Here is a 14,534-nt window from a genome sequence, read left to right as displayed (position 1 = left end):
CTCAAGAAGAGGAGTGTTTCTTTTCTACATAATGAATAACATCAGCCATAATGGCATACATCTCTTTTAATTTTAGTTCCTTATTGTCAGCGATTTTTTTGGCTACCTGCTCCGTGACCATTCCTTTTTCAACTAATGTATCCCAGCTAGTCGCATTGGATTCACCGATGAGGACATCAGCCAAATACTGGGCTAGCTCATCTCGTTCAATAGCTTCATCGCCTTGATTATAAACTTTATTGATGACAATTTCGAGCTGATCCTTCATTCCTGATGCACTTTCTCCACCAGCACGTAGCATACTCTCTTTTAACATTTTAGCAAACTTTATTTTTGTCGCCTTACTGTCTACTTTTAAGTCATTATCATAGCCACCCACTACAAGGCCATAATTAATGAGCGTTTGAATAGCTTCATCATACCATTCCCCTTGATATGGATAGTCTACAGAAAATGAATCGACATAGGCACCTTGTTTAGTCAATTGCTCTCGTAACGTAGCGATTAATTTTTTATCCTTGCTCATGTCTCTAAAGGTTACATCATGCTTCTGTGCAAGAGCAGCCGCAGTCCCAGCCGCTTCACCTGTCACCATCCCTGTTGGAACAATGCGGGCACTACCAGCCGCGAGTGATGAATAACCTGCAGAGCGTCCGACAACCAGTAAGCCATCAATGTCCTTCGGTACTAACGAACGGAAAGGAATGGCATATTGCTTTGGTGCAGCAATCACATAGCCGTAATCATGAGGTGTTTGTGCTTGCACATCGACTGGATAAGAGGCAATCCCAATGCTATCCCACTGATCACTATTTTTCCAAAGGTCAGCCATTGGTAATTGATACTCTGCCCAAATATGTCTCGTTTCTCGTACATAGAGTTCTTCTGGATAGCTAACAATTTCAGCCTTTTCAAACCCAGGGAAGTTTGTTTGTAAATAGTTTAGAATATGTAGCGTTTCCTTCTTCCCTGCGACAATGGCCGCTTGTTTTGAAGGCTCGTTCAAGCCATCAATACCAAAAATCTGTAGGGCATTAATGAAATATTCATCATCTACACGTGCTAAATTCAACCCTCGTAACCTTGTGCCCTCTTGCAGAGGCTTGTATTCATCATGCAGCTTTGTAAAGCCCCACATAACGGTATGATTTAAATTGGCACCGCCAAATACATTGGATTTAGCTGCTTTTTTCACTTCATCCCAATCGACATTTTTTAAATGCAGCATTAAGGTCACAGCCATGCGTTTATCCTTTATGCCAATATCTTCCCCACCTACAAAGAAAGGAACGCCCGACATGGCAGCAAAATCAGCATCCTGTGTGGCATCAATGAATGATTTTCCTGTCACAACATATGTACCGTACTCATTTTTTAATTCCACAGACGTTAATTGTTGTTGTTTGACATTCGCTTTCACGACCTCGGTTTGCACGGATAAGGTTAAGTTAGGCTCTTCATCGATCAGCTTTTTAAAGGCAGCCTTAGCACCTACAATGCCAAAAGCGTCTTTCCCTCTAACAAGCTCATGCCATTCCTTAAATATCCCCTCACTAATCGAGTTGTTATGGCCATCACGAGGAATGTCGAGGAAATTCAGCATACCATATGTAAATAATCCACCTAACTCTTGTCGTTTTTCGACCAGCAATGTTTTCGCACCATTTCGTGCAGCAGCCACCGCCGCAGCCACACCCTCTGGTTCACCACCGATGACAATGACATCATATTCTGCCTCTATATGTTCAATTGGTTCTGGCTTTTTATACTCATCCACTAATTTATTGTATGCCATAGAGTTTGTTATATCTTTAATAAAATAGTAGCTACCAAACCCAAGTAAAACTACTATTACACAAGTGGCTGTCCATAATAAGCCCTTACCCATAATATACCTCCAATTGTTAAAATTTCCATCGATGTGTTTATTTAATCATCATTCCCGCCTCAAGGGCTGAATGTCCTAGTTGAATGCAGGCATATCATTACCGCAAACGAATAATGCTTTTGCTTACAGTATTCTCTATGAAATTATCATCAAGATAAATGAATGAAATCATTTATGAGGATTGTGATGTTTTTATCCTAACTTTAGCAACATCAATCTAGTATGAATGAAAGAGCAACGAATAGCTGGCATTCAAAACGGGGATGGGCTTGTGGGCACCAGTGATGATTCACTTGACATAAAAAAACAGTCAGAATCATTTTAGACGATACCTTTGTGAAGAAGCAACTAAAATCCCCATGGTAAATGATGTAAAATTTCTATTCTTTTTCAAAAATAGTTAATCACACTACAATATAGACGCCTCACGCTCGCAGAAAGTTACACCAAATTAAATTTTTTATTGTATCTTTATTCAGTTTATGTTTAACAAAAAATGTGGAAAGAACGCCAAACCTTGATTTAATAATGTTTATAGACTATGGAACATATTTCATGCTATACTAGAGCCATTGTGAAAAAAGGAGGAACTTGCATGATTCAAGTTAGTAATGTAGGTCTTCGCTATGGCGATCGTAAACTATTTGAAGACGTAAATATAAAATTCACACCAGGCAATTGCTACGGTTTAATTGGGGCAAATGGTGCTGGTAAATCAACATTTTTAAAAATCCTTTCTGGCGAAATTGAAGCACAGGAAGGGAATGTATCGATGGGTAAGGACGAACGTTTATCCGTCCTGAAACAAAACCACTTCGAATACGATGAGCATACAGTGCTCGACACAGTCATTATGGGGAATAAACGCCTCTATGACGTGAAAACAGAAAAAGATGCTATCTATGCAAAGGAAGACTTCTCAGATGAGGATGGCATGCGTGCTGCAGAGCTAGAAGGTGAATTTGCAGAGCTAAACGGTTGGGAAGCTGAATCAGAAGCGGCTACACTATTAAACGGTTTAGGTATCTCAGATGATCTTCATTACATGCTCATGGGTGATCTTGAAGGTTCTGACAAAGTCAAAGTATTACTTGCACAGGCACTATTTGGTCAGCCTGATGTGCTATTACTCGATGAGCCTACCAACCACCTTGACTTAAAGGCAATTCAATGGCTGGAAGAGTTCCTAATTAACTTTGAAAATACAGTTATTGTTGTATCCCATGACCGTCACTTCTTAAACAAAGTATGTACACATATTGCGGATTTGGACTTCTCTAAAATCCAATTATATGTAGGGAACTATGATTTCTGGTATGAATCTTCTCAATTAGCGCAAAAAATGGCACAAGACCAAAATTCGAAAAAAGAAGAGAAAATTAAAGAATTACAAGCGTTTATCGCACGTTTCTCTGCGAATGCTTCTAAATCGAAGCAAGCAACATCTCGTAAAAAAATGCTGGATAAAATTGAGCTGGATGATATTAAGCCATCAAGCCGTAAATATCCATTCATCAACTTCCAAATCGGTCGTGAAATCGGTAATGATGTCCTAACAGTAGAAGGCCTAACGGCAAGTAATGAAGGTGAAACATTATTCAAGGACATTCGCTTCTCATTGAACAAAGAAGATAAAATTGTTTTACTTGGTAGCCCTATGGCGAAAACTGCACTTCTTGATATTTTAATGGAAGAAAAAGAAGCGGATGCTGGCACATTTAAATGGGGTGTAACGACATCTCAAAGCTACTTCGAAAACGATCATGACAAGTACTTTGAAGGTTCTGAGAAAACATTAGTGGAATGGCTACGTCAATATTCTCCAGATGATGAAACAGAAAGCTTCCTACGTGGCTTCCTAGGACGTATGTTATTCTCTGGTGAAGAAGTGAAAAAATCCCCTGCTGTTCTATCAGGGGGCGAAAAAGTACGTTGTATGCTATCCAAAATGATGCTTGCGACAGCAAACGTTATTTTATTAGATGAACCAACGAACCACCTTGACCTTGAATCTATTCAAGCATTGAACGAAGGCTTAATTCGTTTCAAAGGCGCGATGATTTTCACATCACATGACCATCAGTTCATTCAAACAATCGCTAACCGTGTCATCGAAATCCGTGAAGACGGCTCGATTTTAGATAAGCAATTAACATATGATGAATTTTTAGAGTGGAAAGATAGCCAAGGCTTAAGCTAAGCTTTACAAAAACCCTCTACCCATTGCTGGTAGAGGGTTTTTTGTTTGCTAAATATGTATGTCTTTTGCGTTTATCTGGTTTTTAAAGGATTAAAAGGATTTTTATAGAATAGTAGAGTATAGCATTGATGAGGGGGAAGCTTCGTGAAGAAAATTGCAATTATTTCAGATATTCATGGGAATAAAACGGCATTAGAGGCCGTGTTAACAGACATTCGCTTCAGAAAGATTGACAGAATTTTTTGTTTAGGTGATCTAATCGGCAAAGGCCCTCAAGGATCTGCATGTATAGAGCTTATCCAACAGAACTGCGAACAAGTCGTTCGAGGCAATTGGGACGTATTTATTCAATCCCCTACTGACAATGATTATCTCCAATGGTTGAAAGATCGTTTAACAGCAAAAGACTATCAGTACCTCGGATCCCTCCCCTTCCATATTGACCTTGAGTTAAATGGGCAGCTCATTAGATTTTTCCATGCATCTCCAAGAAGTGAATTTGAACGTATTTTACCGAGTCATCCACTTGAAAAGCGTTTATCTATGTTTGAAAATAATGAAGTAACCAATTCAATCCATTACAAGAAACGCCCTGATATTGTGTTCTATGGCGATATCCATACAACTTTTTTACATACATATAAACAAGGAATTCTTTGTAATGTGGGGAGTGTCGGTAATTCACTTGACCTAACTTCCGCTTCCTATGCGATCCTAGATGGGACACAGTCAAACAATGCCATCCAATTCATTAGAGTACCATATGACCGAGAGGCTGAGCTAATGAGCGCAAAAGAGCTGGGTATGCCTCAATTAGAACAATATTATAATGAAATTATGTTTGCCAACTATCGAAATGCTTAGTGGCGTCTCCATTCAAAAATGAAGAATCCATTTTAATGCCAAAATGGATTCTTTTTTGGTATTCAACGCTGGAAATACCATTGTAGCGCATTCTTATAAAGAATTTTATCAGCAGCCTGTTGATCAAATAGCTGTTGAATCAATTCCACATCCCCATCATGAAAAGGTCGTTTGGCTCTTGTGGACGGCAGATCTGTTCCGAACATGAGCGCATCTGGATTGACGTTATAAATCGCTTGTAACGCATGCTTCACATCTAGCTCCACACGACCAAAGCCAGTCGCCTTGACACGTACTCCCTTATCAACAAGCCTTAATAAATGTGGCAGCCCTTCTTCCGACAATCCTAAATGATCGATGGAGATGGCTGGTAATGCTTCAATGGTGGCGGCTATCTCCGGTAATTCCTTCGCATCGATATAGAGCTCACTATGCCACCCCACCAAATCATAAACCCTTCGTGCAAAGGTATCTAGCTGCGATAAATCCTCTGAGCCACCTCGTTTACTATTAAAGCGTAATGCCCTTATCCCATTGTTATGTAAATGAACAATTTCATCATCCGTAACTGAATAAGGTAATTGCGTTACCCCACAAAATGCGGGACCGAGCTGTTTCAATGCTTTTAATAAATAGGCTTGGTCAAATCCTTGAAAAGACCCTGATACAATGGCACCCCCTGCTATGTGGAGATTCACTGTATCCTTTTGATAATCCTCTACTACATAGCTTGGTGGTGTATATCCTTGATTTTCAATAATCGGAAAATCAAAGTCAATAATATGAAAATGGGCATCAAAAATTCTCATCATTCATCCCCCTTTTTCCTTGAATTTACCATATCATAAACATAAGTAATAGTACGAATTTCTAGTTATTTATCATAAGAAAAACTTATTGATTTACATATCGTTTGCAATATTGTGTTGTAGAAAAACTTTTACCTCCTCCGTATGTGTTAAAGGTAAATAGTGATGACCGTTCTGAATAACTTGAACATTAGCTAGTGGATACCGTAGTTGAAATTCTTTCAGTTTTTCGGTAGTGTATGTATCCAAACTATTTTCTGCTAAGAGTAAATTTAAGGAAATAGAAGGTTGATTGTTTAAACAATAATTGATGGTTTCAACCTCCTTGCTTAAAGCATTATAAGAATCTGAATCACAATGATGTCTGTAATATCCTGTGTCCATTATATAGTTTCCTAAAAAATAGTGTTCAAACTGCTCATAATTCTGTGGTTGTAACCTTTCGATGGAATAGGTAAATTTGTGAACAGCTTCTTTTATATCCTCAAAATTGTCGATTTTTTGTACTGTCATTTCTTCTTGTAAGCCTTGTCGTTCACCTAAAAAGTAATAACCTCCATCTAGTAAAAATAGAGACTGAACAACTTCAGTGTATTGTTGATAAAAAGCCTGTATGATCGTTGCTCCTATTGATGTACCAACTAAATGGACATTTATCACGTCTAAAGAATCTAGTAGATTTTTCAAATTATGTATATAGCTATTAATCGAAATACCCTTTGTGTCATAACCGTTATGTCCTGGTAGTTCACAAACTATCCAACGAAAACTGGATAGTTGCTTTGCCAAAGGTAGATAAAATTCTTTTCGTTCACCTAAAGCTGGTATAGCGAGAATTGTCACTTTACTTTCTACATCCCCATAAATTTCGTAATTCATATGGAACTCCTTTCACACACTATATTTTTGTTATCATTATACAGAGAAAAAATGGTATGAACATCCAATTTCATACCATCCCTTTATCAACAATCTACTGCTTTATTCCTCATACTTTTTAAAGGCTAGCACAGCATTATGACCACCAAAGCCAAATCCATTGGATAAAGCTAAGTGGATGGATTGATGAAGCGCCTCATTTGGAACATAATTTAAATCACACTCGGGATCTGGCTTTTCATAATTGATCGTTGGTGGAATGATGCCATCCATTATACTTTTCAATGTAATAATGGCTTCGATTCCACCAGCTGCTCCAAAGAGATGCCCTGTCATTGATTTTGTGGAGCTGACCTTTAATTGATAGGCATGGTCACCAAAAACGCTTTTAATAGCCTTCGTTTCAGATTTATCTCCCTCTGGTGTGCTTGTGCCGTGTGCGTTGATATAATCGACAGCTGATTCATCGATTTCGCCCATTTTCAATGCGAGCTTCATGGCATTGGCAGCGCCCGTAAAATCAGGTGCTGTAATGTGATGAGCATCGGTTGTGACACCATAGCCAACAATCTCACCAAGAATCGTAGCACCCCTTTGTTTGGCGTGTTCATATTCCTCTAGGAACACGATGCCAGACCCTTCAGACATGACAAAGCCATCTCGTTCGCTATCGAATGGTCGACTAGCCTTTGTTGGCGCATCGTTTCTTGTGGACATGGCTTTCATACGAGAGAATCCTGCAAAGCTAAGTGGATTGATGGGTGCCTCCGCTCCACCTGCTAAAATACCATCCGCATAGCCATGTCGAATCGCTAGGAACGCTTCTCCAATGGCCTGGTTTCCTGTCGCACAGGCCGAAACAGGTGAAAAGCTTGGCCCTTTAAAGCCCGTTTTAATCGCTAGAATCCCAGCAGCCATATTGCTAATCATCATCGGTACCATAAACGGTGACACCTTTCTTGGCCCATTAGCAAGCATAGCCTGATGATTTTCTAAAATCGTCTCAATGCCCCCGATACCTGAGCCAATGTATACGCCTAAACGCTCTTTATCCACCTGCTCCATATTTAAATTAGCTTGCGTTAGGGCCTGTTGGGAAGCGGCAACAGCATATTGTACAAATAAATCATACTTACTGATTTCTTTTTTATCCATATACTGCGTTGCATCGAAATCCGTGATCGTCCCAGCAATTTGCGTATTAATGCCGCTAAATGCCTCCCCTTGAATGTTTTGAATCCCTGATTGTCCTGCTTTTATATTCTCCCATAAGGCTGATACCGAATTACCTAACGGGGAAACAACACCATATCCAGTAACTACGACTCTTCGTATCATGTACATCGCTCCTTTTTGTTTTCGTTTTTTATTTTAACAATTCCTGTAATTGCGCCAGCATTTTGAGAAAGAACGCTTCTCCTAAAACGCGTTTGTATTGTAATGCCCCTTTCGTACTTGAAATAAGGAATACAGCTAGTGCCTCCAAATCATTAGTGGCTTGGAGGGCGCCCTGTTGTTTAGCATCTTTCAGTAGCTCTACAAAAACATCGATTTCCATTTGGCTAAGCTGCTGAAGCTTTTCTTGCATCGGTTGCGGTAATTCTTGATAGTCTGCCTGTAAAGCTGAGATAGGGCAAACACCATCTTGCTCAAGGAATTTTACTCGCTGCATAATAAAGGCAAAAGGCTTTTCCTCAGCTGGCATAGTGGACTCCTTAATCAGTGTATAAGCCCCCACTAACCCTTGCTGAATTCTTTCGCAAACAGCGATCCCTAAATCTCCCTTCTTCTCATAATGATAGTGAATACTTGCCTTCGTAACGCCAAGCTCCTTTGCTAAATGCTCATAACTAAATGATGTGAAACCTTTTTCCTGAATATTCTTCAATGTTAATTCTATAATTTGCATTTTTCTATTTGTCATGGCTTTATACTAACTTACTAGTAGGTAAGTGTCAATTAAAAAAAGGCAGCAGATAAACGATATATCTGCCGCTTGCATGGTTATTGCATTTCCTTTGTTGGTCCCATCACACCAGGTACTGGTAAGCCTGCTTGACGTAGCAGGACCGTCATTTGTCCACGATGATGTGTTTGATGGTCGATTAATACACGTAATAAAGCCCCTTTTGGCATGGGCGCCGTAAAGCCATTTACTACCTCTAGTAAATCGTCATTCGAAAGCTTAGCCACTTCCTCTTTAATACCATTTGCAACGCTTTCATAGGCTGTCACGATCTCAGCTGCAGTCGTTGGTACAGGATCTTCTTGACGAATCATTGGTACTTTTAACCCTGCTAGATAGCTAAAATAACCAGCCGCCCCAACTAAATGCCAACCTAACCAGCCAAGTGTACTATGACCCTCTACAATACTTTGCGCTAGCTTGTCATCTGTTAAAGCCTGTAATACTTGCAGTGTTCCCTTCGATGCATTTGACCATTCTTGTAAAAAATCATCTACTTGTCTATACATATCTTTGCCCCCCATTTTTAACTTCATTTCTATCATAGTTAATTTTCCATTCTGTTACAAGTTTCTAGTATGAAGTTTACATAATATTATTATGAAATTAATTTCTCATTTCATTCGTATAACGCCCTCCATTCACGTATAATGAAAGAAAATAGCGAAGGAGTGTGCTTATGAGATACCATGTTCTCGTACTTTCTCTTGCATTTCTACTTGCTGGCTGTCGTGAAGAAGTCAAAGAAGAGCCTGTGCCATCGCCAACACCACCTGTGGAGGACAAGCAATCAGATGAACAAGATCAAACGTCACTTCTATCCTATTTTCCACCTGATGGATCCGTCGCCTCTTTTCAAGGGGAAGGAAATGAGTTTGCCAGCTTCACACTAAAAACAACCTATCTCGATACACAGCATATCGCGCAAATAGAGAATAATGGTGGTGTGACACTATTAAAAATCTATCGTATAACCGATGCAAGCATTAATCTTGTCTATCGAGAACCCGTTGACAGCAATCCAAGCATGCCAAGTGCAGCAGAGGCAGCTTCTTACCCTGTACTGGAAACCATACTTCAAAAGCCATTACAAGTCGGGACGAGCTTTCAAGGTTGGACCATTGAATCAACGACTGCCACTGTCGATACAGGCACAACGGTCTATCAAGATGTCATCCAGCTAACCCGCTCTAAAGACCAAATGACGACAATCAAGTATTTTGCGAAAGATATTGGCCTAATCCGCACAGAGGATACGATGGAAACAGAGCAAGATGAGCCATTTGTTGTGACATCAACCTTGCAAAAAATAGAATAATTGAATGAAAACAGGCGTCCTGCTTGGGCGTCTGTTTTTTAGCAAAGGGGGGCCATACATGAGTGAAATACATAATGCAACACCAAAGCAAGAAGACTTAACGGAAGAAGAATTTATTGAACTTGTACTCGAGGAACAGCAAAAAGCATTGGCACAGGAGCGTGAAGAACGCATTCATGGAAAAAAGCAAAAAAAACAAAAGCCTCTTGTACGCTGGATTGTGTGGGGTATGGCAATGGTGCTGTTTTTCAATACATTCGCCCTGATTTTTCAAATTTATTCCATACCTGCGCTTGAATTTATCAAGGTTTCAACGAGACTCTCAGCACAAGAGGATATACAAACCTATAAAAAGGCAGTCGTTGAAATTTCGACAGGCTCCAGTAAAGGCACTGGTTTTGCCATCTCTCCTGATGGTCTAATTGTCACCAATGCCCATGTAGTAGAAAATGCCACAACATTATCTGTCGTCTTTCCAGATGAGGGGTTGATGGAGGCAACATTAATTGAGAGCTATCCAGCCGTAGATTTAGCCTTAGTACAAGTGGAAGCAGAGCAGCTCCCCTATCTCCCTCTTGCAGAAGAGCCACCTTACTCGGCTAATGAACATGTCTATTTTATTGGAAATCCACTTGCTTTTACGGGCATTGCTAATGAGGGGACATTGCTAGAATCCATTCAATTAGAGGATTGGCAGGAGCCTGTGATGATGCTAAAAGCACCTGTTTATCGTGGGAATAGTGGAAGCCCTGTCATTGATCAAAAGGGCGAAGTTATTGGGGTGATCTTTGCAACGATGAAATATGAGCCCATTGGACGTGTCGGCTTGTTTGTACCTGTACAACAGCTCCGGAATTTATTAAAAAAGTGAACCTGCTTATCACAGGTTCATTTTTTAGGGCATTATGGGTTTACATAATATTATTATTGATCTTTACTCTCTTGCTTCACAAACTGAGCAATTGGCGATTTCACAGGAATTTTACTGACAACCTCATCACTCACTTCTGCCACCTTTTGCAGCACATGCAAAAGCTTGTCATCTCCTGTCCAATGCTTTTCTACTACATCTGGCCCCAATTTATTGATAATCGTATTTACCACAAAAGTTGCTAGCACCACATCATCTAAGTAGCCACCAAAGCCCAATAGTCCTTCTGGCATTAGATCCATCGGCAACACAAAATACGCAATGGATGCCCCAATTAACGCACGACTCTTCTTATCCACACCCGCATCCGTTACGGTTTTAATTAATAAATGAAATAAATCAGGCACAAACATTAAATACGGTGTAAATTTATTACTTTTTCCCTTTTTCGATCCAAGAAACGCTACTAATTTTGTACGTAGTTTCTGATAAAAATCTTGCTGCTCCTGTTCATCAGGCAATTTTTCTTCATTATTCAAATTCATCTGCCTCCTTCTATGCTAACTATTCAGTATTTTAGCGGGACTACTCGCTTCTATTACAGCTATCCCTCATTCTTGCAGTTCTAACCGCTACTTTTATAGCGCTATCCTTCACTTTTGCAAGCTTATCCGCTTCTTTTACAGCGATCCCTCATTCCTACAGTTCTAACCGCTACTTTTATAGCGCTATCCTTCACTTTCGCAAGGCTATCCGCTACTTTTGTAGAGCTATCCTTCACTTTTGCAAAGCTATCCGCTACTTCTACAGCGATCCCTCATTCCTACAGTTCTAACCGCTACTTTTATAGCGCTATCCTTCACTTTCGCAAGGCTATCCGCTACTTTTACAGCGATCCCTCATTCTTACAGTTCTAACCGCTACTTTTATAGCGCTATCCTTCACTTTTGCAAGGCTATCCGCTTCTTTTACAGCTATCTCTCATTCTTGCAGTTCTAACCGCTACTTTATCGCTGCTATCCGCCACTACTATATATTTAACCTAAAATAGGATTTGTAATCCTTAAACTTTTAAATGATACAAAAAAGACATCCTATTTGCATAGGATGTCTTGGGTTTAACGAAAGTAGTTTTAATTACTGAGAATTAAAGTTTAGTTACGTTAGCAGCTTGTGGTCCGCGGTTGCCATCTACAACTTCGAATTCCACTTTTTGACCTTCGTCAAGAGTTTTGAAACCTTCGCCTTGGATAGCTGAGAAGTGTACGAATACGTCGTTTTCACCTTCAACTTCGATGAATCCAAAACCTTTTTCTGAGTTAAACCATTTTACTGTACCTTGTTTCATTTAAGAAAACCTCCAAAAAATAAAAGTGAACAATATGTAATTTCTTCAGCGAATGAAAAAAATTCACATATTACAAAGAGTACCGAACTAACGCGATCACTTTTTGTAATATGTGAATTCATGTTACCGGTGAAGCAATTAAATTGTTAACTTAAGTATAACTGCCATTCATAATTTTGTCAAATAAAGAAAAAATGTTTTTTACTTTATTTCAAAATTATTTTACTTCTCCTCTATTTTACACGCAATTACTCCATGATATACTTGTGCATCATCATCGCAAGCCTCACAATAAAAGCTTTCATCCTCAGACCAAAAGGCCCAATACTGCTCTTCCTTCGTCGCCTCATTATCATAAGAGGAGCGGAAATGTGCTAATTTTTGCTGTAATGCACGTTCAAAGAGCTCCTTCGTATCAAATGTATCTTCTGTTTGAATATAAGCTTCCCAGCCTTCAAATTTCCACCAAGGCTCATAGTCCGCTTTCATGTAAATAATTGTATACATATTTGCCCATTCCTTGCTGTCATAAGATAGTTTCATTTTAGCAAACACAACTGAAATGTCTATTAAAACCACCTGAATTATGCTATTATTACCTTATTATACATACTTTTTGGAGGTATTTTTATGTTTTCAAGCATTCGACCTAAAGCAGAGCTAGAAGAGCTACTAAAACGTGGTACAGATTTACATGCAACAGGCCGATTTCACAAAACTCTGGCATTCAACCATTTCTCTTCACAGGATGAAGAGCACTTAAAGGCACTCTATCAAAAGCTCAAAGATATTACCCCTTCCATGAATGCCATTTTTCATCATTATTTAAGCGAGATATCCCCTACCTCTCAATTAACCATTAGTGAAGAAAATATTAATCAATATTTAACACAGTTTTTCTTAGGAACACGTGATGATCATTATGTAGACGAAACTGTCAAATTTTTCAATCTATTTCGCAAGCATCAATACGAGCCTGGTAAATTAATTGTTGTATTCAACCAATTTGCCTTCTACATTACTACATATATTTTATACAATTTTGGTATCAAGCCGAATAAAGCATTTCAATATATGAAATCATTCCAATCCGCTGTCAATGTCGATCAAGAGTTATTGGTGGAGGTGTTGACGGAGCGTATTATTGAAAATGTGGTAGGAGAAGTATCCTCTTTAATGGATGTCAATGCCAAAATTATGTACATGAAGGATTTAGTTTTTAGCCTAGATAAGCAAAATGAAGAAATCCAATCCTCTACAGCTGCTACAGAACAGATCGCCGCTTCTATCAATGAGGTTGCGCGCATGTCTTCTCATATATCTGAGAAAACAACCGAATCTGTTGACCATGCAACGAAAGGGAAAAACGCAATTGAGCATGCCTTATCGGAAATCTTTAAAACGGAAGAAACATTTACTTCCATTGTAGAATCATTTTCAGAATTGCAAAAACGGGTAAATGATATTGAGCAGGTTGTCACATTAATCAATCAAATCGCCGATCAAACCAACCTCCTCGCACTGAATGCCTCCATTGAAGCTGCGCGTGCTGGTGAACATGGGAAAGGCTTTGCGGTTGTTGCACAGGAAGTAAGAAAGCTTGCTGAAAACACGGTATCTGCGCTAAGTGAAGTATCTGCGAATGTCCATCATTTAAAGAGTTATTCCAATGATGTATCTAACTCGATTACTGATACTACAGCCATTATTAAAGAAGCAACCGTTGAAGCAAAAGATTCGTTACCATTATTAAATGCCATTGTTCAGGCGATTGAAGGTATTAATTTAGATGTGACAAATACGGCAGCCATTTCCCAGGAGCAAGCAGCCGCAATTGATGAAGTCTCAGCAAGAATGATCGAAATTTCAAGCTTACAAGAAGATATTCGTGATTATAGTCATAATACATCTAGCGATATTCATTTATTAGGGAAAGAAATTAACCGTTTCCGTAATGATCTCATTGCTAACAATAATGTTCAGCTTTCATCCATTGCCCTATTACAATTATCGAAGGCGGATCATATTTTATGGAAATGGCGCATTTATAACATGTTCCTTGGCCTAGAAAACGTTGATCCAAGCGATGTTTCATCGCATCGAGACTGTCGACTTGGCAAATGGTACACAGCACCTCGTACAGTCGAACGTTTTGGTCATTTACAGGACTATCATGAGTTAGATGGCTATCACTTACGTGTCCATGAATCAGCGAAGCTTGCCGCTGAAGCCCATAAAGCGGGTCATATCGAGCAAGCCGATGTGCATCTAAAAGAGGTCGATGAGGCATCTAAGCATGTGCTTTATTACATTAATAACTTAATTGCCTATTTAGAAAAAGAACGTGTCATGCAATAAAAGGAGAGGTTCATCCCTCTCCCTCATTAAGTA

General features: G+C 39.3%; 14 protein-coding genes. 5 read left to right on the top strand and 9 right to left on the bottom strand.

What is annotated here, in order from left to right:
- Position 1: 1 nt before the first annotated feature.
- Positions 2-1,888: an FAD-dependent oxidoreductase gene (locus JTI58_RS20850; protein ID WP_205443474.1), complete on the bottom strand. Its 1,887-nt coding sequence runs from the start codon at positions 1,886-1,888 to the stop codon at positions 2-4.
- 595 nt (positions 1,889-2,483) lie between these two features.
- Here JTI58_RS20850 and JTI58_RS20845 point away from each other — a divergent pair.
- Together JTI58_RS20845 and JTI58_RS20840 are read left to right on the top strand one after the other, a co-directional pair.
- Positions 2,484-4,088, top strand: a complete 1,605-nt coding sequence (locus tag JTI58_RS20845; RefSeq protein ID WP_205443472.1) for an ABC-F family ATP-binding cassette domain-containing protein — start codon at positions 2,484-2,486, stop codon at positions 4,086-4,088.
- Between the two features lie 144 nt (positions 4,089-4,232).
- A complete protein-coding gene (locus JTI58_RS20840) occupies positions 4,233-4,952 on the top strand; it encodes a metallophosphoesterase family protein (RefSeq protein ID WP_205443471.1) in 720 nt (239 codons plus the stop codon).
- 62 nt (positions 4,953-5,014) lie between these two features.
- Here the strand turns inward: JTI58_RS20840 and JTI58_RS20835 are convergent, their stop codons facing one another.
- From JTI58_RS20835 to JTI58_RS20815, 5 genes are all read right to left on the bottom strand, one after another.
- Positions 5,015-5,761 (bottom strand): amidohydrolase family protein, encoded by a 747-nt coding sequence (locus tag JTI58_RS20835; RefSeq protein ID WP_205443469.1) that lies wholly within the window; start codon positions 5,759-5,761, stop codon positions 5,015-5,017.
- 93 nt (positions 5,762-5,854) lie between these two features.
- Positions 5,855-6,640, bottom strand: a complete 786-nt coding sequence (locus JTI58_RS20830) for an alpha/beta fold hydrolase (protein ID WP_205443468.1) — start codon at positions 6,638-6,640, stop codon at positions 5,855-5,857.
- Positions 6,641-6,742: 102 nt separating this feature from the next.
- Complete coding sequence (fabF, locus tag JTI58_RS20825; RefSeq protein WP_205443466.1) at positions 6,743-7,978, bottom strand: beta-ketoacyl-ACP synthase II; 1,236 nt, start codon at positions 7,976-7,978, stop codon at positions 6,743-6,745.
- A gap of 28 nt (positions 7,979-8,006) precedes the next feature.
- A complete protein-coding gene (locus JTI58_RS20820; RefSeq protein WP_205443465.1) occupies positions 8,007-8,564 on the bottom strand; it encodes a TetR/AcrR family transcriptional regulator in 558 nt (185 codons plus the stop codon).
- Between the two features lie 80 nt (positions 8,565-8,644).
- A complete protein-coding gene (locus tag JTI58_RS20815; RefSeq protein WP_205443463.1) occupies positions 8,645-9,115 on the bottom strand; it encodes a DinB family protein in 471 nt (156 codons plus the stop codon).
- Positions 9,116-9,285: 170 nt separating this feature from the next.
- Between JTI58_RS20815 and JTI58_RS20810 the strand changes: the two genes are divergently transcribed.
- Positions 9,286-9,924, top strand: a complete 639-nt coding sequence (locus JTI58_RS20810) for a hypothetical protein (RefSeq protein ID WP_205443462.1) — start codon at positions 9,286-9,288, stop codon at positions 9,922-9,924.
- 58 nt (positions 9,925-9,982) lie between these two features.
- On the top strand, positions 9,983-10,795 hold the full coding sequence (locus JTI58_RS20805; RefSeq protein ID WP_205443460.1) for a S1C family serine protease: 813 nt from the start codon (positions 9,983-9,985) through the stop codon (positions 10,793-10,795).
- Between the two features lie 53 nt (positions 10,796-10,848).
- On the opposite strand, the gene JTI58_RS20800 is transcribed toward JTI58_RS20805, so the two are convergent.
- From JTI58_RS20800 to JTI58_RS20790, 3 genes are all read right to left on the bottom strand, one after another.
- Positions 10,849-11,340, bottom strand: coding sequence for a YkvA family protein (locus JTI58_RS20800; RefSeq protein WP_205443459.1), 492 nt, complete (start codon positions 11,338-11,340; stop codon positions 10,849-10,851).
- 602 nt (positions 11,341-11,942) lie between these two features.
- Positions 11,943-12,143 (bottom strand): cold-shock protein, encoded by a 201-nt coding sequence (locus JTI58_RS20795; RefSeq protein ID WP_004230088.1) that lies wholly within the window; start codon positions 12,141-12,143, stop codon positions 11,943-11,945.
- 222 nt (positions 12,144-12,365) lie between these two features.
- Entirely contained in the window at positions 12,366-12,650 is a 285-nt protein-coding gene (locus JTI58_RS20790) for a DUF1033 family protein (RefSeq protein ID WP_205443457.1), read from the bottom strand.
- 123 nt (positions 12,651-12,773) lie between these two features.
- Here JTI58_RS20790 and JTI58_RS20785 point away from each other — a divergent pair, with 123 nt between their 5' ends.
- On the top strand, positions 12,774-14,501 hold the full coding sequence (locus tag JTI58_RS20785; protein ID WP_205443456.1) for a globin-coupled sensor protein: 1,728 nt from the start codon (positions 12,774-12,776) through the stop codon (positions 14,499-14,501).
- The last annotated feature ends 33 nt before the right edge of the window (positions 14,502-14,534 follow it).

The sequence above is a fragment of the Lysinibacillus fusiformis genome (assembly GCF_016925635.1).
In the GTDB taxonomy this organism is placed as follows: Bacteria; Bacillota; Bacilli; order Bacillales_A; family Planococcaceae; genus Lysinibacillus; species Lysinibacillus fusiformis_F.
This window is presented reverse-complemented; position numbering and strand designations above follow the sequence as displayed.